The 24,041-nt window shown below is 62.5% G+C and carries 21 protein-coding genes; 15 read left to right on the top strand and 6 right to left on the bottom strand.

Features of this window, described 5'->3' with window-relative positions:
• Positions 1–93: 93 nt before the first annotated feature.
• The gene (locus BLR13_RS06275) at positions 94–1,689 is read right to left on the bottom strand and encodes an ABC transporter substrate-binding protein (RefSeq protein ID WP_074831842.1); all 1,596 of its coding nucleotides are present in this window, start codon (positions 1,687–1,689) and stop codon (positions 94–96) included.
• A 194-nt stretch (positions 1,690–1,883) separates the two neighbouring features.
• On the opposite strand from BLR13_RS06275, the gene BLR13_RS06270 reads away from it, so the two are divergent.
• The 7 genes from BLR13_RS06270 (at position 1,884) to BLR13_RS06240 (ending at position 11,210) form a co-directional block, all read left to right on the top strand.
• A complete protein-coding gene (locus BLR13_RS06270; RefSeq protein WP_074826426.1) occupies positions 1,884–3,137 on the top strand; it encodes an NAD(P)/FAD-dependent oxidoreductase in 1,254 nt (417 codons plus the stop codon).
• A 98-nt stretch (positions 3,138–3,235) separates the two neighbouring features.
• Entirely contained in the window at positions 3,236–3,490 is a 255-nt protein-coding gene (locus tag BLR13_RS06265) for a DUF6489 family protein (protein ID WP_074826428.1), read from the top strand.
• A 63-nt stretch (positions 3,491–3,553) separates the two neighbouring features.
• Positions 3,554–4,291 (top strand): esterase/lipase family protein, encoded by a 738-nt coding sequence (locus tag BLR13_RS06260; protein ID WP_091977429.1) that lies wholly within the window; start codon positions 3,554–3,556, stop codon positions 4,289–4,291.
• Between the two features lie 81 nt (positions 4,292–4,372).
• Positions 4,373–5,920, top strand: coding sequence for a WS/DGAT/MGAT family O-acyltransferase (locus BLR13_RS06255; protein WP_074826436.1), 1,548 nt, complete (start codon positions 4,373–4,375; stop codon positions 5,918–5,920).
• 9 nt (positions 5,921–5,929) lie between these two features.
• The gene (locus tag BLR13_RS06250) at positions 5,930–6,925 is read left to right on the top strand and encodes an alpha/beta fold hydrolase (RefSeq protein WP_074826439.1); all 996 of its coding nucleotides are present in this window, start codon (positions 5,930–5,932) and stop codon (positions 6,923–6,925) included.
• 191 nt (positions 6,926–7,116) lie between these two features.
• Complete coding sequence (locus tag BLR13_RS06245) at positions 7,117–10,353, top strand: bifunctional cytochrome P450/NADPH--P450 reductase (protein WP_074826442.1); 3,237 nt, start codon at positions 7,117–7,119, stop codon at positions 10,351–10,353.
• Between the two features lie 182 nt (positions 10,354–10,535).
• The gene (locus BLR13_RS06240) at positions 10,536–11,210 is read left to right on the top strand and encodes a hypothetical protein (protein ID WP_074826452.1); all 675 of its coding nucleotides are present in this window, start codon (positions 10,536–10,538) and stop codon (positions 11,208–11,210) included.
• 8 nt (positions 11,211–11,218) lie between these two features.
• Here BLR13_RS06240 and BLR13_RS06235 read toward each other — a convergent pair whose 3' ends face one another.
• Positions 11,219–12,148 carry an alpha/beta fold hydrolase gene (locus BLR13_RS06235; protein WP_074826455.1) on the bottom strand — a complete coding sequence of 310 codons (930 nt, stop codon included), beginning with the start codon at positions 12,146–12,148 and terminating at the stop codon, positions 11,219–11,221.
• Between the two features lie 171 nt (positions 12,149–12,319).
• Here BLR13_RS06235 and BLR13_RS06230 point away from each other — a divergent pair, with 171 nt between their 5' ends.
• The 8 genes from BLR13_RS06230 (at position 12,320) to BLR13_RS06195 (ending at position 20,049) form a co-directional block, all read left to right on the top strand.
• Positions 12,320–12,700: a hypothetical protein gene (locus BLR13_RS06230; RefSeq protein ID WP_074826458.1), complete on the top strand. Its 381-nt coding sequence runs from the start codon at positions 12,320–12,322 to the stop codon at positions 12,698–12,700.
• Entirely contained in the window at positions 12,697–13,779 is a 1,083-nt protein-coding gene (locus tag BLR13_RS06225; protein ID WP_074826461.1) for a PHA/PHB synthase family protein, read from the top strand. Before BLR13_RS06230 ends, BLR13_RS06225 begins: the two co-directional genes overlap by 4 nt.
• Entirely contained in the window at positions 13,776–14,369 is a 594-nt protein-coding gene (locus tag BLR13_RS06220) for a GNAT family N-acetyltransferase (RefSeq protein ID WP_074826464.1), read from the top strand. Before BLR13_RS06225 ends, BLR13_RS06220 begins: the two co-directional genes overlap by 4 nt.
• Positions 14,370–14,664: 295 nt before the next feature.
• Positions 14,665–15,141 carry a phasin gene (locus BLR13_RS06215; protein ID WP_074826467.1) on the top strand — a complete coding sequence of 159 codons (477 nt, stop codon included), beginning with the start codon at positions 14,665–14,667 and terminating at the stop codon, positions 15,139–15,141.
• 214 nt (positions 15,142–15,355) lie between these two features.
• The gene (locus BLR13_RS06210; RefSeq protein WP_074826470.1) at positions 15,356–16,642 is read left to right on the top strand and encodes a DUF445 domain-containing protein; all 1,287 of its coding nucleotides are present in this window, start codon (positions 15,356–15,358) and stop codon (positions 16,640–16,642) included.
• A gap of 187 nt (positions 16,643–16,829) precedes the next feature.
• A complete protein-coding gene (locus BLR13_RS06205; protein WP_074831843.1) occupies positions 16,830–17,600 on the top strand; it encodes an esterase/lipase family protein in 771 nt (256 codons plus the stop codon).
• Between the two features lie 176 nt (positions 17,601–17,776).
• Positions 17,777–18,640, top strand: a complete 864-nt coding sequence (gene paaX, locus BLR13_RS06200; RefSeq protein WP_074826474.1) for a phenylacetic acid degradation operon negative regulatory protein PaaX — start codon at positions 17,777–17,779, stop codon at positions 18,638–18,640.
• A 101-nt stretch (positions 18,641–18,741) separates the two neighbouring features.
• Complete coding sequence (locus tag BLR13_RS06195) at positions 18,742–20,049, top strand: IS701 family transposase (protein WP_083387697.1); 1,308 nt, start codon at positions 18,742–18,744, stop codon at positions 20,047–20,049.
• A 440-nt stretch (positions 20,050–20,489) separates the two neighbouring features.
• Here the strand turns inward: BLR13_RS06195 and BLR13_RS06190 are convergent, their stop codons facing one another.
• The 4 genes from BLR13_RS06190 to BLR13_RS06180 all read right to left on the bottom strand — a co-directional run bounded on the left by BLR13_RS06190 (position 20,490) and on the right by BLR13_RS06180 (position 23,945).
• Positions 20,490–21,545, bottom strand: a complete 1,056-nt coding sequence (locus BLR13_RS06190) for an IS110 family transposase (RefSeq protein WP_074826476.1) — start codon at positions 21,543–21,545, stop codon at positions 20,490–20,492.
• Between the two features lie 140 nt (positions 21,546–21,685).
• A complete protein-coding gene (locus tag BLR13_RS39965; protein WP_143039785.1) occupies positions 21,686–21,886 on the bottom strand; it encodes a hypothetical protein in 201 nt (66 codons plus the stop codon).
• A gap of 650 nt (positions 21,887–22,536) precedes the next feature.
• Positions 22,537–23,655 carry an IS110 family transposase gene (locus BLR13_RS06185; RefSeq protein WP_074831046.1) on the bottom strand — a complete coding sequence of 373 codons (1,119 nt, stop codon included), beginning with the start codon at positions 23,653–23,655 and terminating at the stop codon, positions 22,537–22,539.
• Positions 23,656–23,780: 125 nt separating this feature from the next.
• Entirely contained in the window at positions 23,781–23,945 is a 165-nt protein-coding gene (locus BLR13_RS06180) for a DUF3309 family protein (RefSeq protein WP_074826479.1), read from the bottom strand.
• Positions 23,946–24,041 lie beyond the last annotated feature (96 nt).

Here is a 24,041-nt window from a genome sequence, read left to right as displayed (position 1 = left end):
TTCACTTTTCTCTGCTGCGGCTGACGTCGCTGTCGCCTGGAAACGAGAAGTCCCGGAAGCCTGAAGCCGCCGGGACCCTGGATTGAAGCCTGCCTATTCCTGTTTGGTGGCCCAGTACAGCAACACCTGGTTGTCGGCGCGCTGGGTCATTTTCACTTTCTTGGATACGCCCCACGCCAGCGCCTGCTGGTGCAGCGGGATATATGCATAATCCTTGGCGGCGATCTCGAAGGCTTCCTTGATCAGCAGGTCGCGCTTGCCGGTGTCGGTCTCGAGCAGAACCTTGTCGGCGATGGCGTCCATCTGCTTGTTGCAGTAGCCGCCGAGATTGGCTTCGCCGCGCGCCGACTTCGGGTCGTCACGGCAGCCCAGGATGTCGTAAAGAACATTTTGGGCATCCGATGTCGCAGGCGTCCAGCCCAGCATGTAGAACGACGTCTGGAAGCCACCCGGCTTGAGCACCTTGGCGAAGTACTGCGCCTTCGGTTGCGCCAGCAGGTTGATCTTGACGCCGATGCGGGCCAGCATGCCGACCACCGCCTGGCAGATCGCGGCGTCGTTGACGTAGCGATCGTTGGGGCAATCCATCGTCACCTCGAAACCGTCGGGATAGCCGGCCTCGGTCAGCAACTTCTTGGCACCGTCGGGATCGAATTTCGGACGGGTGAAGTCGCCGGACAGCTTGAAAAGCTGCGGGGCGATCATCAACGCCGAAGGGGTCGAGAGGCCGCGCATGACGCGGGTCTTGATCAACTCGATGTCGATTGCCTTGTAGAAGGCCTCGCGCACCTTGATGTCCTTGAAGGGGTTCTTGCCCTTGACGTTGGAATAGAGCAGCTCGTCGCGTGTCTGATCCATGCCGATGAAGATGGTGCGCAGTTCCGGTCCCTTCAGCACCTGGGCGTTCGGACTGGAATCCACCCGCGCGATATCCTGGATCGGAACCGGCTCGATGACGTCGACTTCGCCCGACAGCAGCGCCGCGACGCGCGTGGCGTCCGAGCCGATCGGCGTGAAGATGATTTCCTTGAGGTTATGTTCCGGTTTTCGCCACCAGTTCGGGTTCACCTTGAACACGGTCTTCACGCCGGGTTGATGGCTTTCGATCATGAAGGGACCGGTGCCGTTGGCATGGAGCGATGCATAGCTCGGTGTGGTCGCGGACGCCGGCGTAGGTGCTACGGCATTGTTATCCGTGCACCATTTCTTGTCCATGATGTACCAGCCGTCCCACTGCGAAATCAGAATCGGGTTCGGCGAGTCCAGCGTCACGTCGACGGTGTAGTCGTCGATCTTCGTGAACTTGGCGTCGGCGGGAACGTTGGTGAGAAAGTTCGACCCATTGCTGCGAATACGCTCCGCGGAAAACAGCACGTCGTCAGCCGTGAAGGGATCGCCGTTGTGGAACTTGACGCCCTTGCGCAGGTGAAAACGCCAGCGGGTCGGTTCGGGAGTTTCCCAGCTTTCCGCCAATGCGGGAATGATCTTGAGATCCTTGTCGCGCGCGACCAGACCCTCATAGACGTGGCCGTGATGGGCGATCGTGGTGGTTTCCTTGAGCGTGTACGGATCGAGCGACTTGAGGTCGCCCTGGTTGGCGTAACGCAGGGTCTGGGCCGATGCCGGCACCGCCGCGAAAGCGAGGACGGAAGCCGTGGCCACTGCAAGCATACTCTGACGTACCGACATGTGTTCGAATTCCCCGCTTTGATCAGCTTTTTTTCCGCCAGGTTGCGGCGGATATTGCCGATCCATGTTGCCCGAGTCCAGCCGCGGCGCAAGTGCGCCGATGGTCGTGACCGGTTTGCGCGGCGAGGCGGCAATGACTAGCTTCACCTTGAGGCGCCGCGCGAGCGCGTGGCATTGAACTTTCGGAGTGCCGGATGGCGGAACTGAAGGCCGACGTTCTGGTTTTGGGCGCAGGCATGGTCGGCGTCGGTGCCGCGCTGCACCTGCAGAAAAGGGGCAGGGACGTGGTCCTGATCGACCGGCATGAGCTTGCCGGCGAAGAGACCAGCTACGGCAATGGCGGACTGATCGAGTGCGCCTCGGTCTTTCCTTACATGTTCCCCCGGGATGCCGGCCAGATCCTGCGCTACGCGCTGCTTCGCGCGCCGCAGGTGCGCTATCACTTCTCGGATTTGCCGGTCTTCCTGCCGTGGCTGGTGCGCTACTTCCTCGCTTCTTCGCCGGAGCGTGCGCTGCACAGCGCGATGGCCGAACTGCCGCTGATCCAGCACAGCCTGATCGAGCACGAGGCGCTGATCGAGGAAGCCAATGTGCCGGAGCTGTGGCGGCGGACCGGCTGGATCAAACTGTTTCGGTCCGATGCGACGCTGGCGACGGCGGTGAGCGAGCTGGAGCGCGCCCGGCAATATGGCGTCGCGGGCGAGGTTCTCGACGCTGCGGCGATTGCCGCGCGCGAGCCGCATTTGAGCGGCGCGTTCAGCGGCGCCGTCCATTTTCCCGCGCCGGGATTCGTGCCGGACCCCGGAGGGCTGGCCAAGGCCTATGCGGCCTTGTTCGGCCGCAAGGGCGGGCGATATCTCGTCGGCGATGCGCGAACGCTCGAACAATCCGGCACGCGCTGGCGGCTGGCGACGCTGGAGGGCACTATCACCGCGCGCGAAGTCGTGGTGGCGATGGGGCCGTGGTCGGATCAGATTTTTGCCCCGCTCGGCTATTCGATCCCGCTTGCCGTCAAGCGCGGTTATCATCTGCATATGAAGGCGAGCGGCAATGCTGTGCTGCATCATCCCGTGCTGGATGCCGACAATGGCTATCTGCTGGCGCCAATGAACCGCGGCATTCGCATCACCACCGGCGCCGAGTTCGCCCGCCGTGATGCGCCGCCGACGCCAATCCAGGTCGAGCGGGCCCTGCCGCGGGCGCACGCGCTGTTCCCGCTGGGCGAGCCGGTCGACGCCAGGCCTTGGATGGGTGCGCGGCCCTGTTTGCCGGATATGCTGCCGGTGATCGGCAAGGCGCCCCGCCATAGCGGGCTTTGGTTCGATTTCGGCCACCAGCACCACGGCCTGACGCTCGGACCCGCGACCGGGCGCCTGCTGGCCGAAATGATGACCGGGGAGACCCCGTTTGCCGACGTCAGGCCGTTTGCCGTCGAACGCTTTGGTTGACCATATCCGACGATTGACGGGGGGCGGGGGCCGGTGTTGTCCTTGCGCGACAGAGGCTCCCGCGGCGATACTGCGGCAAGCCACCAAAAGGAGCGGTCATGAAGGTTAACGTCGAAATAGATTGCACGCCGCTCGAGGCCCGGCAGTTTATCGGCCTGCCGGACGTGCAGCCGATGCAGACGGCGGTGATGGAAAAGATGCAACAGCAGATGATGGCCAACATCGAAAAGGTTTCGCCGGAATCGCTGATTCAAAGCTGGTTCACCTTCGATCCCAAGATCGCCGAGCGATTTCAGGACATGTTCGTGACCATGGCCGGCCTCGGCGGCATGGCCAAGAAGGACAAGAAGTAAGTGGCCGCCGCCGACGGCGGCGAGACTGCCGGAGAGCCGCGGCTTCGGCCGCCGAGCCTGTTTATGATGCTGGCCGAGGCGCGGAGCATCTTTGAGCTGAATTCGAGCCTGCTGTTTTCGCCGCTATTGTTGCGCGCGCCGAAGGGCGACGGGCATCCGGTGCTGGCACTGCCGGGCTTTCTCGCCAGCGATCTGTCGATGGCGCCGATGCGGCGCTATCTGAAGGAGCTCGGCTACGACACCTATGCCTGGAACATGGGCCGCAACCTTGGCGGCGTCGCCTCCAAGCGCGGCGCGCTGCGTGATCTGCTGCAACGAATTCATGAAACCACCGGCCGCAAGGTCAGCGTCATCGGCTGGAGTCTCGGCGGCATCTACGCGCGTGATCTGGCATTGCAGATGCCGGACCTGGTGCGCTCCGTGATCACGCTCGGCAGTCCGTTTACCAGCGACGTCAGGGCGACCAACGCCACGCGGCTCTATGAGGCGCTGTCGGGCGAGGGGATCAACGACAACCCGGAGATCCAGAAGGCCATTGCCGGCGACCTGCCGGTCCCGACCACCTCGATCTATTCCCGTACCGACGGCATCGTGAACTGGCATACCTGCCATTTGAACCCGTCGGAAACGGCCGAAAATATCGAGGTGTATCTGGCAAGCCATGTCGGGCTCGGCGTCAATCCGGCGGCCCTGTGGGCCGTGGCAGATCGCCTGGCGCAAGCCGAGGGGGAATTCAAGCAATTTGACCGATCCGGGCCGTTTGCCATTGCATATGCGCCCCGGGAAAATGCACAATCCTGATTAGCGCCCTGATCTTAGGGACTGTCTGAACGCCCAGAAGCGCCACCCAAGGCGCCGCGTTTGTTGTAGCGGGAGGAACACATGGCGGACGCCAGGAAACTGTCATCAATGGACGCGTCGTTTCTGTATCTGGAAACGCCGGAAATGCCGATGCATGTCGGAAGCATGGCGATCTTCCGCCTGCCCGAGAACTACAACGGCAACTTCTTCGAGGAATTCAAGGCGATGATCGCCTCGCGGCTGCATGTTGCGCCGATCCTCAAGAGCCGTCTGGAAAAGGCGCCGCTCGACATCGATCACCCCTCCTGGGTCGAGGACGACCAGTTCGACATCGATCGCCATATTTTCCGCGGCAGCCTGCCGGCGCCGTATGACCGCGCGACGCTGGAGCGCATCGTCGGCTGGATGCATGCCAAGCTGCTCAACCGTGCCCGTCCGCTCTGGGAGTTCTATGTCTTCGAAGGCATGAAAGACAACGAGATCGGGCTCTATTCCAAGATGCACCACGCCTGCATCGACGGCGGCGCCGGAGCGGCGCTGACCAACATGATCTATGACATCACACCGGTGCCGCGTGAGGTCGAGAAGCCGATACCGCAGGCCAAGGGCGGCAACGAGGCGCGCGACATCGCCGCCAACCTGATCGATTCCTACCAGCAGCTCTGGCGGCAGCCATTCGACGGCTCGTCGGCGGCGAAGGGCATCGACCTGCCGCGTTCGGGAAAGAGCGATCTCGGATCGATCCTGTTCGACAACGCCATGTTCCAGATCGAGAGCGCGGTAAAATTCGCCGGCAGTATCCCAACCATGCTGAAAAGCGTGTCCGACGTCGTCGGCAAGATCTCCGATCCGAAATCGCGCGACAGCATCGCCAGCATGGCGTCGCCCTCGACGATCCTGAACAAGACGATTTCGTCGGAGCGCAGCTTTGCCGGCACCTCGATCTCGCTGTCGCGCGCCAAAGCGCTCGCCAAGCAGTCCGGCGGAAAGCTGAACGACGTGGTGCTGGCGCTGTCCTCCGGCGTGGTCCGGCGTTATCTGCTGGAGCGCGGCGCGTTGCCGGCCAAGTCGATGACCGCCGCGGTGCCGATTTCGCTGCGCGAGGAGGGTAACACCGACTCCAACAACCAGGTGTTCGGCATGATCTGCTCGATCGCCACCAACGTCGAGAATCCCAAGGAGCGGCTGGAGGCGATCATCGCGCAATCCACCAAGTCCAAGGAAATGTCGCACCCGCTGCGCGCCCTGATGCCGCAGGTGTCGAACATCTCGATGCTGGGGGCGCCGATCCTGGTCCAGATTCTGGCGCTGCTCTACAGCCGCTCGAATCTCTCCGACGTGTTGCCGCCGGCCGCGAACATCACGGTATCAAACGTGCCGGGACCGCGGCAGACGCTGTATGCGGCGGGCGCGGAATTGCTGCACATCTTCCCGGTGTCGATCTCGACCCACGGGCTCGCGCTCAACATCACCGTGCAGAGCTACCGCGACCAGCTTGATTTCGGCTTCATCTCCGGCGCCAACATCATTCCCCATGTCCAGGTTTTGTGCGACATGCTTCCGCTCGAATTTGAAGCGCTGGAGGCAGCGTTTGCGCCGCCGCCGAACATGACCAGCGCGGCCGAATAGGGTTTGACGATGATTGAAATGCCGTCGCTGCAGTTCGCCCAGGTGAACGGGATTCGCATGGGCTATTACGAGGCGGGGCCGAAGACCGACGCGCCGCCGCTCGTGCTGTGCCACGGCTGGCCGGAGATGGCGTTTTCCTGGCGCCACCAGCTCAAGGCATTGAGCGAGGCCGGCATCCGCGTGATCGCGCCGGATCAGCGCGGCTATGGCGCGACCGACCGGCCCGAGCCGGTCGAGGCGTACGACATGGAGCATCTGACCGGCGACCTCGTCGGCCTGCTCGATCATCTCAAGATCGACAAGGCGATCTTCGTCGGCCACGACTGGGGCGGCTTCATCGTCTGGCAGATGCCATTGCGGCACATCGATCGCGTCGCCGGCGTCGTCGGCGTCAACACGCCGCACTGGGATCGCGCGCCGGCTGATCCGATCGCGCTGATGCGCCAACGCTTCGGCGACCACATGTACATCGTGCAGTTCCAGGACCCCGGGCGCGAACCGGACCGGATCTTCGGCAGCCGGGTCGAGCAGACCTTCGACGCCTTCATGCGCAAGCCGGCGCCGCGTCCCGCGGATGCGCCGGCCGAGGAGCCGATCGCCGGCGTCGGCGCGTCAGCCCGGCTCAACCTGGCGTTCCCGCAGATGATCGCGAATTACGACGCCAGGCATGATCCGCGGACGCCGATCCTGTCGCCGGAAGAAAAGAAGGTCTTCGTCGATACGTTCACGAAGACCGGTTTCACTGGCGGTATCAACTGGTACCGTAACTTTACCCGCAACTGGGAGCGGTCGGCCGGGCTCGACCATACCGTCCGCGTGCCGTCGCTGATGATCATGGCCGAGAACGACGCGGTGCTGCCGCCGTCGGCCGCCGACGGCATGGAAAAGTTCATTCCCGACCTGGAGAAATACCTGGTGCGGGACAGCGGCCATTGGACGCAGCAGGAAAAGCCGGAAGAGGTCAGCGCCAAGCTGATCGAATGGCGTAGAAAGCGGTTTGGGTGAACTCGTCATTGCGAGCGAAGCGACTTGTCCGCCGAAGCTCTAAGAGCGAAGGCGGAAGCAATCCATGGCGCGGCAAAGCGAGACTGGATTGCCTCGTCGCGGAGCCTGTCATCGGGCCGGCCAGAGGCCGGACCCGTTGGCTCCTCGCAATGACGACGTGGGTCCAACGAGACGGTAGGAGACACTGGTAAATGGCTTCCCCCAACAAGCTCGATCCGATCCCGCATCCGCCGACCAAGCCTGTCGTCGGCAACATGCTGTCGCTGGACCCGAACGCGCCCATCCAGCACATGATGCGGCTGGCAAAGGAACTCGGGCCGATCTACTGGCTCGACATGATGGGTGCGCCACTCGTCGTTGTTTCTGGCGCCGATTTGGTCGATGAGATCAGCGATGAGAAACGCTTCGACAAGTCCGTGCGCGGCTCCCTGCGCCGGGTCCGCGCGGTCGGCGGCGACGGCCTATTCACGGCCCATACCAACGAACCGAACTGGAGCAAGGCCCACAACATCCTGATGACGCCGTTCGGCAACCGCGCGATGCAGTCCTATCATCCGAGCATGCTCGATATTGCCGAGCAGCTCGTCAAGAAATGGGAGCGGATGAACGCCGACGATGAAGTCGACGTCGTTCACGACACGACCGCGCTGGCACTCGATACCGTCGGGTTGTGCGGGTTCGATTACCGGTTCAATTCATTCTATCGAGAAGACTATCATCCGTTCGTGGCGGCACTGGTGCGCTCGCTCGAGACCATCATGCTGACCCGCGGTCTTCCGCTCGAAGGGCTGTGGCTGCGCAATCGAAATCGCGACCTTGCCGGCGACGTCGCGTTTATGAATGCGATGGTGGACGAGATCGTCGCTGAGCGCCGCAAGAACGCGGCAGGAGCCGAGGACAAGAAGGACATGCTCGGCGCCATGATGACCGGCGTCGACCGCGCCACCGGCGAACAACTCGACGACGTCAACATCCGCTACCAGATCAATACCTTCCTGATCGCCGGCCACGAGACCACCAGCGGAATGTTGTCCTGCGCGATCTATGCGTTGCTCAAACACCCCGAAGTGCTCAAGAAAGCCTACGAAGAAGTCGACCGGGTGCTTGGAGGTGACCTCAACGTCAAGCCGACCTATCAGCAGGTCACGCAGCTCACCTACATTACGCAGATCCTGAAGGAAGCCCTGCGGCTGTGGCCGCCCGCGCCGGCCTACGGTGTGGCGCCGATCAAGGATGAGGTCATCGGCGGAAAATACAAACTCAAGAAGGGTACGTTCGTTCTGGTGCATGTGCTGGCGTTGCATCGTGACCCCAGCGTGTGGGGACCGAATCCCGATGCCTTTAACCCGGAAAATTTCAGCCAGGAGGCGGAGGCGGCGCGCCCGGTCAATGCCTGGAAGCCGTTTGGCAACGGGCAGCGCGCCTGCATCGGCCGTGGCTTTGCGATGCATGAGTCCGCGCTCGCGCTCGGCATGATCCTGCAGCGCTTCAAGCTGATCGACACGCATCGTTATCAGATGCACCTGAAAGAGACGCTGACGATCAAGCCCGACGGTTTCAAGATCAAGGTGCGGCCGCGCGACGACAAGGAACGCGGCGCGTTCGCCGGTCGTGCCGTCGTCGCTGCTGCCGCCTCGAACGCGGCGGCGCCGCAGGCCCGGACCCGTCCGGGACACAACACGCCGCTTTTGGTGCTCTATGGCTCCAACCTCGGCACCGCGGAAGAACTGGCGACGCGTGTCGCCGATCTCGCCGAGGTCAACGGCTTTGCCACCACGCTGGCGCCGCTCGACGAGTATGCCGGCAAATTGCCGGGGCAGGGCGGCGTGCTGATCTTCTGCGCCTCCTACAATGGCGTCGCGCCCGATAACGCCACCCAGTTCGTCAACTGGCTGGGGAGCGACTTACCGAAGGATGCCTTCGCCAAGGTGCGCTACGTCGTGTTCGGTTGCGGCAACAGCGACTGGGCCGCGACCTACCAGTCGGTCCCGCGCCTGATCGACGAGCAACTGGCGGCGCATGGCGCGCGCAGTGTCTTTGGTCGCGGCGAGGGCGATGCCCGCAGCGATCTCGACGGCCAGTTCGAGAAATGGTTCGCATCGCTCGGCCCGGCGGCGGCGAAGGAATTCGGCCTGGCGTCGAACATCACCCGCAGCGCCGACGATGCGCCGCTCTACGCGATCGAGCCGGTGGCGCCGTCGGCGGTCAACACCATCGTGGCTGCGGGCGGCGTTTCGCCGATGAAGGTGCAGCTCAATTCCGAATTGCAGAACAAGGATGGCGCCCAACCCTCCGACCGCTCGACCCGGCACATCGAGGTGCAGTTGCCGGCAGGCGTCAGCTACCGCGTCGGCGATCATCTCAGCGTGGTGCCGCGCAACGATCCGGCGCTGGTCGACCAGGTCGCACGCCGTTTCGGCTTTTTGCCGGCGGACCAGATCCGCCTGCAGGTCGCCGAAGGCCGCCGCGCGCAATTGCCGGTCGGCGACGCCGTCTCGGTCGGGCGTCTGTTGACCGAGTTCGTCGAGTTGCAGCAGATCGCGACCCGCAAGCAGATCCAGATCATGTCGGAGCACACGCGCTGCCCGATGACCAAACCCAAACTGCTGGCCTATCTCGGCGACGACGACGCATCTGCCGAGCGCTACCGCAACGAGGTGTTGGGAAAGCGCAAATCGGTATTCGACCTGCTGGAGGAACATCCGGCCTGTGAACTGCCGTTCCACGCCTATCTCGAAATGCTGTCGCTGCTGGCGCCGCGTTATTATTCGATCTCGTCCTCGCCGTCGGGCGATCAGGCGCGCTGCAGTGTCACCGTCGGCGTCGTCGAGGCGCCCGCCAGTTCCGGGCGCGGCGTGTACAAGGGCGTCTGCTCCAACTATCTCGCCGGCCGCAGGGTCAACGACACCATCCACGCCACCATTCGCGAAACCAAGGCCGGCTTCCGCCTGCCGGACGACGCGGCTGTGCCCGTGATCATGATCGGCCCCGGCACCGGTCTGGCGCCGTTCCGCGGCTTCCTGCAGGAGCGTGCGCACCGCAAGGCGCAGGGTGCCAGTCTGGGGCCTGCGATGCTGTTCTTCGGCTGCCGGCATCCCGAGCAGGACTATCTCTATGCGGATGAGCTGAAAGGTTTTGCGGCCGGCGGCGTCACCGAACTGCACACCGCGTTCTCGCGCGCTGACGGGCCCAAGACCTATGTGCAGCACCTGGTCGCGGCGCAAAAGGATCGCGTCTGGAGCCTGATCGAGCAGGGCGCGATCGTCTATGTCTGCGGCGACGGCGGCAAGATGGAGCCGGACGTCAAGGCGGCCCTGGTCGCGATCTACTGCGAACGCTCCGGCGCCGATGCCGCAGCGGGGGCGCGCTGGATCGACGAACTCGGAACCAGGAACCGTTACGTACTCGACGTGTGGGCGGGCGGGTAGTCGCGACTTTCAACATGCCGTCGTCCCCGCGAAAGCGGGGACCCATAGCCACCGATACCTGTTGTTGTGCGAGCTGTAGCCACAGCGAGCTTCAGCTGCGTTGTCCTGTGGTTATGGGTCCCGGCTCGCGCTTCGCTTGGCCGGGACGACGAGGAGAAGCCGACCATGCTAATACCTCTGCCATGATTCCGTGGGAAAAACTCGACACCACACGCATTCCCGGTACCGACGGGGAACTGCGCCTGATGCGGCGCGGGACCGAGTTCTCGATCATGCTCGGCACCAACGAACTGATGAACAGTCGCCTCTCGGGCTCGGAGGCGGCGCTTGCGACGTTGGCGGCCAAGAAAATCGAATCGGTCAAAGACCCTCATCTGCTGATCGGCGGATTGGGCATGGGCTTTACGCTGCGCGCTGCGCTCGGCGTATTGAATGCGAAAGCGCGCATCGTGGTCGCGGAACTGGTGCCTGCCGTCGTCGTCTGGGCGCGGGGTCCGATGGCCGCGATTTTTGGCGACAGCCTGAACGATCCGCGCGTCAGCATTCGCGAGATGGATGTCACCGAGGTCATTCGATCAGGCCGCGCGACATTCGATGCGATCCTTCTTGATGTTGACAACGGTCCGGAAGGCCTGACGCGTCAGGCCAATGACGGGCTCTACGATTCCGGTGGATTGAGAGCGGCGCACGCGGCGCTACGGCCGGGCGGCGTGCTCGCGGTCTGGTCTTCGGGGCCGAACCCGGCATTCGCAAAGCGGCTTCGCGGCGCCGGTTTCGACGTCAACGAAGTCAACGTGCGCGCCACCGGCAGAGGCGGCGGGGCACGCCACATCATCTGGATTGCGGTGAAGGTGTAAGGCGGCTGCTACGCCGCCTTCGTTGCCGCGCCATGGGCGTGCTCGGCGATCGCGCCGATGATTTGCGGCCACATCGGGATCGGCAGCGCGTGGCCCATGCCTTCGACCATCAGGAGTTTCGCGCCGGGGATCGAGGCTGCGGTATCCTTGCCGCCTTCGGGACGTACCAGCGGATCGACGGTGCCGTGAATGACCAGCGTCGGCGCCGTCACCGAATGCAGCCGTTCCTTGCGGCTGCCGGAGGCCAGGATCGCCCGCAACTGCCGTCCGACACCGGCCGGATTGAGGCCGCGCTCGAAGGTGCGCGCGGCACGCGAGGCATCGAGCGCTTCGTCTTCGGGGAACGAGCCGACCCGCAGCACTTTCCAGGTCTTGGCGAACCGTTCGAAATATTCCTCCTTGGTGGCCGGCGGCGGCGCCATCAGCATCGCGGCGGCCTCCCGCGTCGGCGGCGGAATCTTCGGGTTGCCTGTGGTGGACATGATCGAGGTCAGCGAGCGCACCCGCTGCGGAAACGAGATCGCGACTTCCTGGGCGATCATGCCGCCCATCGATGCGCCGACCAGATGCGCCGACTTGATGCCGAGCGCGTCCATCAGGCCGACCGTGTCCTTGGCCATGTCGATCAGCCGGTAGGGCGCGGCGACCGGGATTTTCAGGAATCGCATCTTGAGCAGCTCGATCGGGCCCAGGCGTTTGCCGCCGGAAAGTCTTGAGGACTTGCCGATATCGCGGTTGTCGAAGCGGATGACGCGAAACTCGCGCGCGGCGAGTTGGCGGCAGAACTCGTCGTCCCAGTGGATCATCTGGGCGCCGAGCCCCATGATCAGCAGCAATGGTTCCGCGGCTGGATCGCCGAAAATCTCGTAGCAGAGGTCGATGCCATTGGCGCGGATGATCTGCGGCGGCTGATGGGCAGGGAGGTTCAAAGAGGACATTCCTTGATGGTAACGCGATGAAGAACTCTATGCCACGGTTTTTGGTAACGCAGAAGGCTTTCGACGCGGCAGGCCCACGACGGTGTTGACCGGCCCGCCGCAACGGTGTGGTATGGCGGAAAGAAATCGAAGCGTGGCAAGCGCTCGTAACCATTCCGGGAGAGCGCGAAGATGGCCGACAAGGGCAACGATCCTGCCGTGATCTGGCAGACCATGATCGGGGAGATGGAAAAGGGGTTCAACTCCTTCGCCAATCAGGCGATGGCGTCGCCTGAGTTTTCCAGGGTGATGAATCAGGTCGGCGGCGTCTCGGCGGGTGCGCAGAAGCAACTCGGCGAACTGATGGAGAAATATCTCCTCGCCATGAACCTGCCGAGCCGGGCCCAGATGGTCGGCATGGCCGAACGCATCCAGTCGATCGAAGGCCAGCTCAACGAGATCAAGGCGCTGCTGCAGCAGGTGCACCACAATTCGCTGGCGCCCGAAGGCGGCTACGGCACGCCACGGCCGCCGCGCACCAAACGTCCACCGTCGGAGGGAGAGCAAAAATGAACGCTCCCGCAGGCCTCGATCTGGCTGGCATCCCTGAGCGGATCCAGTCCGAAGTGCAGCGCGCGATCCAGCGCAGCATCAAGGGTGTCGAATATTTTTCGTCGTCGGGTCCGTCGCTCGGCTCGACGCCAAAGGACATCTTGGCCGTTCGCGGCACGATGAATCTCTATCACTACCGCCCGATGGCGGACGAAATCTACCGCGTGCCGATCCTGATCGTGATGGCGACGACCAATCGCGGCTATATCCTCGACATGGTGCCCGGCCAGAGCTTCGTCGAGTTTCTCCTCAAGCGCGGCTACGACGTCTACATGCTGGACTGGACCGCGCCGAAGCCGGAAGAAAAACGGCTGGGGATGGAGGACTACGTCCTCGACTTCATTCCGGACTGCGTTCGCCGCGTGCAGCAGGATTCCGGCGAGCAGGATGTCAGCGTGATCGGTTATTGCTTCGGCGGCGTGCTGTCGCTGCTGTACGGCTCGATCTTTCACGACGGGCCGATGAAGAACCTGATCTGCTTCACCACGCCGATCGATTTCCGCGAGATGAAGCTGTTCTCGAATTTCGCGGACCGGCGCTATTTCGACGTCGACAAGCTGGTGGACAGCGTTGGCAACGTGCCGGGCGAGATGATCATGACGTCGTTCGACATGCTGCGACCGGCGTCGCGCGCCGCAAGCCAGGTGCATTTGTGGGAGAACATCTGGAACGACGAATACGTCAAAGGTTACCGGATGATGGATCGCTGGGGCTCGGACACCTTGCCGCTGGCCGGCGAGTACTTCCGCACCATTACCAAGGACCTGATGTGGGATAACAAGCTGTTCAACGACACCATGTCGGTCGGTGGGCGTGCAGCGGATATTTCCAAGATCAAGGTGCCGATCCTGCATGCGGTCGCCGAGCACGATCACATCGTGCCTTATGAGGCGGCCAAGCATCTGATCACCAAGGTCGGCTCGTCCGATAAGGAAGAGATCATGCTGAAGGGCGGTCACGTCAGCCTCGTCGCCGGCGCCAACGCCATCAAGCGGCTGTGGCCCAAACTGGACAACTGGTTAGGTAAGAGATCGACATGAGTGAAACACGTTCCTATCCGCGCCACGTCAAGACCGACGCCGGCGAGATCGAATTCCGCCTGATGTCGCGCAGCGACGAAGCCGCGGTGCTGGCTTTCGCGCAAAAACTGCCGACACATGATCTGCTGTTCCTGCCGCGCAATATCAGCCAGCCGAAGGTGCTGTCGGCCTGGATCAACGAGATCGAGCGCGGCGCTATCACGAGCCTGCTGGCGGTGAAGGGCGGGGCGGTGGTCGGCTGCGGCACGCTGGTGCGCGATCCGCATTCCTGGTCGCCCCATGTCGGCGGACTCCGGATGGTGGTGTCGCAGGACGTCCGCGGGCAGGGCGTCGGCCGCGCCCTGTCGCAGGAGACCTTTGCCCTGGCGCTCGGCTCGGGCCTGGAGAGGCTCACCGTCCAGATGACGGTGGACCAACAGGCGGCGATCGCGCTGTTCGAGAGCCTCGGCTTCAAGGCTGAAGCCCTGCTGCGGGACCACGTCCGGGACATCGAAGGCAAGAAGCACGACATCGTCGTGCTCGGCCACAATGTGGCGCAGGTCCGGGCACAGATGGAAGCCTACGGGTTGCCCGGAGCGGTTCAGCACTAACGATCTCGTGCCGAGGAAGCAGCGCTTCTTCGGCGCGACACCGCAGCGCTCGACCACAAAATCGCGAAAACAACCCCATGCAAAGTAGAATGGGGCGGCTTCAGCATTAGCCTAAAGTGGAACTTTCGCCGGTTCGTTGGGCAAAACGCCCACCGAACAGCCTTATCACGCATTCGTGATATCGCGGTGCAGCATCTATATTGCGCCGCACCATTAACTGTGGCACAAGGATCTCGCCCCGGGCCAAACCGGACGGGGTGAGCCCATAGCTCAAACCTGAGGATGGAGAAACCCCATGACCACCGAAACCAATTCCGTGCTGAACACCGTCAAGGAAGCCTTCGCGCCCGTCACCGAGGCGTTCACCAAGCTCCAGAACATGGAAGTTCCGGAAGCTGCCCGTGATTTCGTGAAGAAGCAGGCCGAGACCGCCAAGGTTCGCGCCGCCGACATCCATGCCGGTTCCGAGAAGGTGACCGCCGCGATCGAGACCGCCGTTGCCGGTTCGGTCTCCGAGGCCGCCAAGATCAGCCGTAACATCCAGCAGGCGCTCTTTCAGGACGCGGAAGCGTTCTTCGCCGGCATCGACAAGCTCGCTTCGGCCAAGTCGCTGAGCGAAGCCGCCCAGATCCAGTCGGACATGGTCCGTGCGCGTGGCGAAGTTCTCGTCTCGCGGGCGAAGGCCACCACCGAATATCTCGGCAAGCTCGTCACCGAAGGTGCCAAGACCGCGCAGGACAACTTCTCGAAGGTCTATTCCAAGACCGCCTGATCGCGATCAGCCTGACAACTGCCCTTTTGGAAGGCCCGCTTTAGGCGGGCCTTCTTTTTGTCCGGCGTCTCCATAGATCAATTCAGACCCTCATGGTGAGGAGGCGCCCTTGCGCCGTCTCGAACCATGAGGCCACGATGGGGCCTCCATCCTTCGAGACGCGGCGAAGACGCCGCTCCTCAGGATGAGGATTGCCGTTGAGTCGAAAGCCCTCATGACCGTTCCCGCCACCTTCGTCATCGATGCCCCCGGCGACGCTGCCCGCGCCGCCGAGTTGCGGCGCGTGAAGTTGCTGGCGACGCTGGTGCTGGCGGCGACGTTTGCGCTGTTCCTGGCGGCGAAGGCGTTGCAGCCGATGCATCCCGCTTTCGGCTTCGCCGCGGCCTTCTGTGAAGCCGCCACCATCGGCGGCCTCGCCGACTGGTATGCTGTCGTGGCCTTGTTTCGCAGGCCTTTGGGGCTGCCGATCCCGCACACCGCGATCATCCAGGGCAACCAGCACCGCATCGCCGACAAGCTCGGCGAATTCATCGAGCAGCATTTTCTGGAAGCCGCTCCGGTCGACGCCAAACTGCGCCAGATCGATTTCGGTTCGTTCATTGCCGACTGGCTGCGTGACCGCAAGCGCAGCGAGGATCTGGCGCGCTTCGCCTTGCGGCTGTTGCCGGAAGCGGTTGCGGCTACGGAAAATTCCGGCCTGATGACGTTCGTCAGCCGCCGCATCACCTCGCAACTGATGTCGATCGACCTGGCGCCGCTCGCCGCCGGAACGCTGCGCGCCTTCGTCAAGGAAGGCCGCCATCAGGGCCTGCTCGACGATATCCTGCGCGCGGTGCATGCGTCGCTGACGCAGGCCGAGACCATGGCCATGATCCGCGAGAAGATCCGCGACGAGTTGCCGACGCTTTTAAAGCTCTATCGCGCCGACAGGTTTCTGGTGAACAAGATCGTGGCGTCGGCCAGCGCCTTCTTCGAGGAGGTCCGCAACGATCCCGCGCACCCGTTCCGCGGCGAGTTCGATCGCATGGTGCTGTCGTTCGTCGACCGCCTCGGCACCGATCCCAGCTATGCCGATCGCATCGACGGCCTGAAACGCGATTTGCTGGCGCGGCCGGAACTGGCCGATCTCGCGCGCCACATCTGGGCCAACGCGCGCTCGTTCTTCGAGCGCAGCGCCTCGGGAGAAACCCAGGTGTTGCAACAGCATCTGGTGCGCATGTTCATGGCGGCCGGCGAGGCGCTGGCCGGCGACGCCGAAATGCGCGCCGAGATCAACCAGGGTCTCGTGGCCGTGCTGCGAACCGTGGTCGCCGAACAGAAGAGCGGCGTCTCCACCTTCATCTCCGATCAGGTGAAGTCCTGGGACATGGGGCAGTTGATTTCGCTGATCGAGATCAATATCGGCTGCGACCTGCAGTACATCCGCTTCAACGGCTCGCTGATCGGCGGGCTTGCAGGCCTGGTGCTCTATACGCTCGAATACCTGCTTCGGCTGCTGTGACTAATTCATCACGCCAACGCTTTTAGTTGTTCACGGTGTGATGTGGCCCGCTTGTAGAAGTAAAATCTGTTCCTTAGCTTTTTATGGAACGATGTTGCGTTGCGGAACGATTCTAACAGATCTGCATCTTCCTGATGAACCATTGGCGGCTGCCGCGACGTAAGGGGCCGACCTGAGAGGAGATATGATGTCCGTTGCTGCGCAGGCGCTTTCCCCGCCATCCAGAACCCTGATGTTCCTGGAGGGGCGAGCCATTTCCGAACTGGGTGCGTTTCTCGGCGCGTTGCCGCTGCTGAGCCTTGCCCCGAAAGGCGACGGCCATCCCGTATTGGTACTGCCCGGACTGGTGGCATCCGACACCTCGACGCGTCCGCTGCGCAGCTTCCTGAAGAGCCGCGGCTATGCCGTCAGCGGCTGGCGCCAGGGTCGCAATCTCGGACTGCGCCATGGCGTGCAGAACGCGATGGTCGATCTCGTGCAGGAATTGAACGACACCCACGGCCGCAAGGTCTCGCTGGTCGGCTGGAGCCTGGGTGGCCTCTACGCCCGCCAGCTCGCCAAGATGATGCCGGACCGCGTGCGTTCGGTGATCACGCTCGGCAGCCCGTTTGCCTCGGGCCCGAAGGCGACCAACGCCTGGCGCGTCTATGAGATGGCGAGCGGCCGCAGTGCCGACGAAGAGGATAATCGCTTTGGCGGATCGCTGGCCGGCACGCCGCCGGTGCCGACCACCGCGATCTTCAGCCGCACCGACGGCGTCTGTGCCTGGCAGGGCTGCATGGAGCAGTCCACTGCGACCTCCGAAAGCATCGAGATCGAAAGCAGCCATTGCGGCATGGGCCATCATCCGGCTGCGGTCTACGCGGTGGCCGATCGGCTGGCGCAGGCCGAAGGCGAATGGTCGCCGTTCGACCGCTCCGGCTGGCGCAGCCTGGTGTATCCGAACCCGCATCGGTAAGGCGCGTTTTGCTGTGGCGCATGGTTCGAGACGCGCGGCGTCGCCGCGCTCCTCACCATGAGGACCGATCCATGACCTCATCCTGAGGAGCGGCCCCTTGGCCGCGTCTCGAAGGATGCAGGCCCGGCCCGTGCGGCCATTGTCGTAAATCCATAAAACGCGGTATGCGTTGACGTATGGCGCAGCCGCTTGCCCGCATTATCGAACAGTTGAAGCGCGAACCGTCGCGCACCGGCTCCATCGTCATCACCGTATTCGGCGATGCCATCGTGCCGCGCGGCGGTTCGGTCTGGCTCGGCACGCTGCTGGAATTTTTTAGGCAAATCGACATCGACGCCAGCGTGGTGCGCACCGCGATGTCGCGGCTCGCCGCCGACGGCTGGTTCGAGCGCCACAAAGTCGGCCGCAACAGTTTTTATCGCCTGGTGCAGAGCGGCCGGCAGACCTTCGATATCGCGACCAGGCATATCTATGGGCCGCCGGCCCCCGACTGGACCGGACGATTCGAGCTGCTGCTGATCGGCAATGGCGGCGACCGCGATGCTTCGCGCGAGGCGCTGAAGAATGCCGGCTTCGGCAGTCCGTTGCCGGGCGTCTGGGTCGCGCCGTCGGGCGTGCCGGTGCCGGAGGAAGCAGCTAACGCCATTCGTCTCGAAGTCTCCGCCGAGGACGATTCCGGCAGGCGCCTGCTCAGTGAAAGCTGGCCGCTCGAGCGCACCGCCGATGCCTATCAAAAGTTCATGAAAACCTTCGAGCCGTTGCGTGGCTGGATCGGGCGCGGCGAGCGGCTGGCGGACGCCGACGCCTTCACCGCGCGAATTCTGCTGATCCACCATTACCGCCGCGTCGTGCTGCGCGACCCGCTGCTGCCGACCGCGCTGCTGCCGGCGGACTGGCCGGGCAGGGCCGCCCGGACGCTGTGCGGCGAGATCTACCGCGCGCTGCTTCCCGCATCCGAACAATGGCTTGACCGGCATGCCACGAACGAGAGCGGAGCCTTGCCGAGGGCGGGGGCGGAACTGGCCCGGCGGTTCGGCTAGCTAGCACTACTTTGGCAGATTATTGCAATTGATCGGCGAAACTGGATTCCCGAATCAGATTTTCAATGATTCATGGGTGGTCGGCTTTTGGAGGGCCGACCATGGTGAACACGACACCGAAGTGGGAAGACGAGCTTGGACGCTGGCTCAAGCCATTCCTGGATCGCTTGGGTCACAAGGCCCGGCGACGGATGTGTCCGCTTTATATCTCGGGACTGATTGGACCAGGCGATCGCAAGAGCGTCCAGCCGATGGCGGCGCGGCTGGCACCGGGCGACTATGACCAGTTGCATCATTTCATCGCTGATGGTGTCTGGGATGCGGCGCCATTGGAGTCGGAATTGCTGGTTCAGGCCGATCGCCTCGTTGGCGGCAGTGATGCGGTGCTGGTCATTGACGACACCGCGATGCCGAAGAAGGGCGATCGTTCGGTTGGTGTGGCTCCTCAATATGCCTCATCTCTCGGCAAGACGGCCAATTGCCAAACGTTGGTGTCGCTGACGCTTGCGCGGGGTGAAGTGCCGGTCATGGTGGCGTTACGTCTCTTCGTTCCCGAGAGTTGGACGAGCAATCCGGTGCGTTTGAAGCGTGCGGGCGTTCCAGTCGAGCACCGCGCAGCGCGGACCAAGCCAGAGATCGCCTTGGCGGAGATCGATCGCGTGATGGCAGCCGGTATGCGCTTTGGCTGCGTGCTGGCGGATGCCGGTTACGGCCTCAGCGCGCCGTTCCGTCAGGGGCTAACGACACGCGGCCTGGCCTGGGCCGTCGGTATCCCTCGTCACCAGAAGGTTTATCCGGTGGAGGTTAAATTGATCTGGCCGGTCGCCGGTCGAGGTCGTCCCCGCAAGCGGCACATTCCCGATATCCTGTCGAGGGCAGCCGAAGACATGCTGGCCAATGCTAAGTGGCAAAATGTGAGTTGGCGAAACGGGACCAAGGGCCGGCTGGAAGCTCGCTTCGCCGCGATTCGCGTGCGGACCGCTGATGGACCTCCGCAGCGGATCAAGGACATGGGCCAGCAGCATCTTCCGGGGGACGAAGCCTGGCTTATCGGCGAACACAGGACGTCGGGGGAGAAGAAATATTATCTCGCCAATATGCCGGCCGAGATGAATCTGCGCACGTTAGCTGCCACGATCAAAGCTCGATGGATTTGCGAACAGGCCCATCAGCAGTTGAAAGAGGAACTCGGGCTTGATCACTTCGAGGGACGATCCTGGCAGGGCCTTCATCGTCATGCGCTCATGACCATGATCGCTTACGCATTCCTCCAGCATCGCCGTCTCGCACAAGCGGGGCGGAAAAAAAAGAATCAACGGTCCACCGCCTCAGCCGAGCCTGCCGGCCGTACGCCAAGCCATCGTCGATCTCATCGTTCAACCACGACCTCAGCGATGCCCGTACTGTAGAAGACAAATCGGCGGAAAGCAGCAGCGTGAATAAATCTGCCAAAGTAGTGCTAGGGCGTGGATTCATAAGCGCATAGCAGGTCCGAGATGGGCCGGATAGCGGACATGCCTAGCTGTTGGTGCGAGGTCTCAGATTGACCCAACTGTATGGACCGGCCGTGCGTTGCAAGCCGAATGTGAACAAATGGAGGGGGCTGGTCTTGCGCATCTGTATCCGGCCCTTGCATGGAGCGTTTATGCTCCTGGCCATCATGGATATCCGCGCGCACCCGATCTCATTCTGAGAAAGGCCCTGAGAGGCCGCTTGGGTCACCAGATCACGGGTACGACGGCGAGACCGTTTCTCCATTTCCTCCATCCAACTCGCAGACCTCGGCAGGTATCAGTTACGTCAGGGATCAGCGTCGGACATCCCCTCGGCGAGTTCGAACATGTTGATCCTATGCGACCTTTGGCTCGACGCGCGCTTCGTAGCTGCGACCTTGTGCCAACACAGTCCAAGCGATCCGCGCCAGCTTATTGGCAAGTGCGGTTGCCAGGACGTTATGGTGTAAGCGTTGTGCTGCGGCGGTGAGCCATAACCCAAAGCTATGCTTCGCCCAGTTTGCTGGCCTGAGCAAAATAACGCGAGCACCCTGCATTAACATCGTACGTAGATAGCGATTGCCGCGCTTGCTGATGCGCCCGAGGATCGTCCGATCGCCGGTCGACATTTGCTTCGGTACCAAGCCGAGCCAGGCGGCAAAGTCACGGCCCTTGGCAAAGGCAGCACCATTGCCAATGGCCGCTACCATGGCGCTGGCGATGAGCGGGCCGATGCCCGGAGCGGTCATCAATTGGCGGCAACTCTCGCTGCTATTTGCCAAAACCTCGATCTCTTCGGTGATGTGCTGGATACGCTCATCAAGACGCCGCCAATCGCCGCTGAGATCTTCTATGATCCTGATCATGCGAGGTGACAGCACGTCGCCGCGTTTTGCCAGGATGTCTGGAAGCTGTTGGCGGAGGAAGCGAAGCCCCTGACGTACCGCAATGCCATGCTCCAGGAGAAAGCCGCGGATCTGATTGATCACAGCCGTTCGTTGGCCGACCAGGCGAGATCGCACCCGGTGCAGTGCTTGTAGATCAAGCTGATCGTCGGTCTTAACTGGAACGCAGCGTGTCGACGGCCGCTGCACAGCTTCCGCGATCGCGTGGGCGTCTCTGAAGTCGTTCTTGTGGCCTTGCCGGAACGGTTTGGCATAAGCTGGTGGTACCTGCCTTACGTCATGACCGAGCGCAATTAGCTCGCGAGCCACGTAGTGGGTCGCCATGCCAGCTTCGATTCCGATCAGGCCCCGCGGCACATTGGCGAACCGGGCTGCGATCCGGCCGCGGGCGATCTTCTCCCGCAAAACGATTGCCCCCTTGTCGTCGAGGCCGATCAAATGCAGGGTGTTCTTGCCCGTATCGATGCCGATGGTGTGTGCGCCTGTAGCGGCTGTCTTATGGGACATAGCGATGTGCTCCTCGTGCTGCTAAGCCCCCCGCTCATTCTCTGAGCGGTTCGGGGCGGGAGCACGGCCGGTCCATCCCATTCTGAGACATTGGCGCGGGGCTTCTGTCCCGCGTTTTGCGTTTAGCACCACGGCGGCTCTTAGCTCGCCCCGGCTGCCTCGTGGTGGGTCGTGACACCCGCCGAACGCAACCCGGTCAGCAATACAGTTCTTACAGAGGCAGGATCAAATCCAATATCCTTGGCGTTTGGTGGATGTGCCTCACTTTCCTTCAATCGGAGCGCCAAGTGCAATTGCTGGCAAAGGTGCTGAACGACGAGATTGACCTGATCGTCAGTCATGATCGGCTTCTCCTGCTACCATTTTGGCACCCAACTACGTAGCACACATGAAAATAGGGCGGCACGCGATTGGACCTCTCTAAGGATCAACCCCACGCTCATGGGCGAGCCGGCCCCCCAATCGTCCGTCTATCGGGGCAGACCGGACGTGACTACGCGGCGACTAGAACGACGCTTTATCGCGGTATTGAGTATCTGAGACATGGCGTGCTCATTGTCTTTGGCGCCCCTTGCCAGCTTCGCTTGCTGGCGGGGCAGGAGCACGGCCCGACCATCCCATTCTGATGTCCCCAGTCAAGCACACAGCGCACGGTTTCCCATCTCCACGAGGACTCATCGTGAAGTTCTTGCGCCGATGAATCGTGCAGAGGAGAAGGCGGGACCCAAAGACGTCGGTGAACAGGCTCTGATGCGCGGGTTGGATACCGCATTTCCGTTTTTTCGTCTGGGGCTGTCCCTGGTCTAACGTCGGGCGTCGATCGGATGATCGGCCACATAATGGGTTTCAGGAATTCCCCTGCCGTGGTCCCACCTTCACCTCTGCACAATTGATGATGTCTGCGACTCCCCTGATCCTGATTGCAACAAAGGGGGCTGTGGGCCGGTCGAGCGCACCTCACGACTCGAGCGGTCCACAGCCCCCAACGACGTTACGCCTGCCGAGGTGGCATGAGCTCTCGATTGATTGCCCAAATGAAGGCGGATAGCTCTCGGGCAATCGCCGTGACGATTACGGTTCGCCGCTTGCCCTTCCGCTCGAGTGAGCGGAAGCGTCCGCACAATCTGGTTTGCGCTTTCCACGCAATCTCTCGCGCGCGTCTCGGTGCGGCCTCCACCTTTGGCTGCTTGTCTCGGCTTACGCGCGGCGGATATCGATAGCTCCAGGCCGCTTCGACAAGAATACGTCGCGCCCGCCCATTACCGGCCTTGGTGATGCCGCCGCGCTTGACCTTATCGCCAGTCGAGCTTTCCGTGGGCACCAGACCCAGATAGCCCATCAGCTCGCGCGGATTTTGAAAGCGGGAGAGATCACCGATCTCGGCCAGCACCCCCACAGCCGCAATGAGATCAATCCCCCGCATCGCCTGCAGCGCCGCGACAACCTCGGCAAGCGACCACTCGGGTACTACCTCGCGGATGGCATCTTCCAAACGCTCCATCCGCTCACTTTCCTGGCGTATCCCCTCAAGTAACTCTTCGAATGCGATGCGCTGCTCGCGATGCTCGAGCTTCTGTGACATCAGCCATCTCATGTGGGCTGGTCCCCACGTTGTCTTGCCCGGATAGATGCGTCCCAGCCGCAGCATCAATGACGAGATCTGTTGACGCTTGCCCTGGAGGTCCTTCTTCACTGCCTGACGGGCGCGCGAGAGATCGCGCATAGCCTCATGGCGCTCGTCCGGCACCCACACCGCGGTGAGCTCGCCCGCGCGCAACAGCTTGGCGAGGCTTACCGCATCGCGCCGGTTCGTCTTCACTCGATCGCCGGCCTTCTTCGGAACGAGCGAGGGGGCCACCACCAGGCAGTCATGGCCGAGGCTCTTGAGCAGTCTGTAGAGGCCATATCCTGTCGGCCCTGCTTCGTAGCAAAACGTCAGATGACAGCATTTCGCCGCAAGCTTTGCCACCAGCTTTCGGATCGCTGCCTCTGTGGCAGAAAACTCCCCGAGATATCGTACCTCGCCGCCACGGCCGCCATCGGCAATGGCTATTGCATTGCGCGATTTTGACGTATCGATTCCGACAAAGACCTCAGTATGATGACCCACGACTCGCCCTCCTTGTTTGAGGCTCTGCCCGGTCCATCCAGGCAACCCTCGTCGCAACATCGAGGGTGAGTCGCCTCATTTTGTGGAGGGGACATACAGTCTAACGGACCTCGGTGACTGGCAGATCAGAGGCGACCCATGAGTAGCAGTACGACGAGGATGATCAGGATGATACCAATTATACCGACCCCACCGTGACCGTATCCGTAGCCGTAGCCGCCGAAACGACCACTGAAGCCGCCGAGCAGAAAGATGACGAGGATAATGATGAGTATAAGTCCGAGCGACATGTGGGTCTTACTCCTGTAGCGGACGCGCCTGGTGCGAGGTCCTGAAGGCGTTTGATTCAAAAGAAAGCAGGTTCTTTGAAGTGGGGTTTCCCGAAG

It is taken from the genome of Bradyrhizobium ottawaense (assembly GCF_900099825.1).
In the GTDB taxonomy this organism is placed as follows: domain Bacteria; phylum Pseudomonadota; class Alphaproteobacteria; order Rhizobiales; family Xanthobacteraceae; genus Bradyrhizobium; species Bradyrhizobium ottawaense_A.
The sequence above is the reverse complement of the archived record's forward strand: the minus strand, read 5'-3'. Positions and strand labels throughout refer to the sequence as shown.

Coding starts and splice junctions, on each gene's coding strand:
- BLR13_RS06275 (WP_074831842.1), bottom strand. CDS start 1,689: ATGTCGGTACGTCAGAGTATGCTTGCAGTGGCCACGGCTTCCGTCCTC.
- BLR13_RS06270 (WP_074826426.1), top strand. CDS start 1,884: ATGGCGGAACTGAAGGCCGACGTTCTGGTTTTGGGCGCAGGCATGGTC.
- BLR13_RS06265 (WP_074826428.1), top strand. CDS start 3,236: ATGAAGGTTAACGTCGAAATAGATTGCACGCCGCTCGAGGCCCGGCAG.
- BLR13_RS06260 (WP_091977429.1), top strand. CDS start 3,554: ATGATGCTGGCCGAGGCGCGGAGCATCTTTGAGCTGAATTCGAGCCTG.
- BLR13_RS06255 (WP_074826436.1), top strand. CDS start 4,373: ATGGCGGACGCCAGGAAACTGTCATCAATGGACGCGTCGTTTCTGTAT.
- BLR13_RS06250 (WP_074826439.1), top strand. CDS start 5,930: ATGATTGAAATGCCGTCGCTGCAGTTCGCCCAGGTGAACGGGATTCGC.
- BLR13_RS06245 (WP_074826442.1), top strand. CDS start 7,117: ATGGCTTCCCCCAACAAGCTCGATCCGATCCCGCATCCGCCGACCAAG.
- BLR13_RS06240 (WP_074826452.1), top strand. CDS start 10,536: ATGATTCCGTGGGAAAAACTCGACACCACACGCATTCCCGGTACCGAC.
- BLR13_RS06235 (WP_074826455.1), bottom strand. CDS start 12,148: ATGTCCTCTTTGAACCTCCCTGCCCATCAGCCGCCGCAGATCATCCGC.
- BLR13_RS06230 (WP_074826458.1), top strand. CDS start 12,320: ATGGCCGACAAGGGCAACGATCCTGCCGTGATCTGGCAGACCATGATC.
- BLR13_RS06225 (WP_074826461.1), top strand. CDS start 12,697: ATGAACGCTCCCGCAGGCCTCGATCTGGCTGGCATCCCTGAGCGGATC.
- BLR13_RS06220 (WP_074826464.1), top strand. CDS start 13,776: ATGAGTGAAACACGTTCCTATCCGCGCCACGTCAAGACCGACGCCGGC.
- BLR13_RS06215 (WP_074826467.1), top strand. CDS start 14,665: ATGACCACCGAAACCAATTCCGTGCTGAACACCGTCAAGGAAGCCTTC.
- BLR13_RS06210 (WP_074826470.1), top strand. CDS start 15,356: ATGACCGTTCCCGCCACCTTCGTCATCGATGCCCCCGGCGACGCTGCC.
- BLR13_RS06205 (WP_074831843.1), top strand. CDS start 16,830: ATGTCCGTTGCTGCGCAGGCGCTTTCCCCGCCATCCAGAACCCTGATG.
- paaX (WP_074826474.1), top strand. CDS start 17,777: ATGGCGCAGCCGCTTGCCCGCATTATCGAACAGTTGAAGCGCGAACCG.
- BLR13_RS06195 (WP_083387697.1), top strand. CDS start 18,742: ATGGTGAACACGACACCGAAGTGGGAAGACGAGCTTGGACGCTGGCTC.
- BLR13_RS06190 (WP_074826476.1), bottom strand. CDS start 21,545: ATGTCCCATAAGACAGCCGCTACAGGCGCACACACCATCGGCATCGAT.
- BLR13_RS39965 (WP_143039785.1), bottom strand. CDS start 21,886: ATGACTGACGATCAGGTCAATCTCGTCGTTCAGCACCTTTGCCAGCAA.
- BLR13_RS06180 (WP_074826479.1), bottom strand. CDS start 23,945: ATGTCGCTCGGACTTATACTCATCATTATCCTCGTCATCTTTCTGCTC.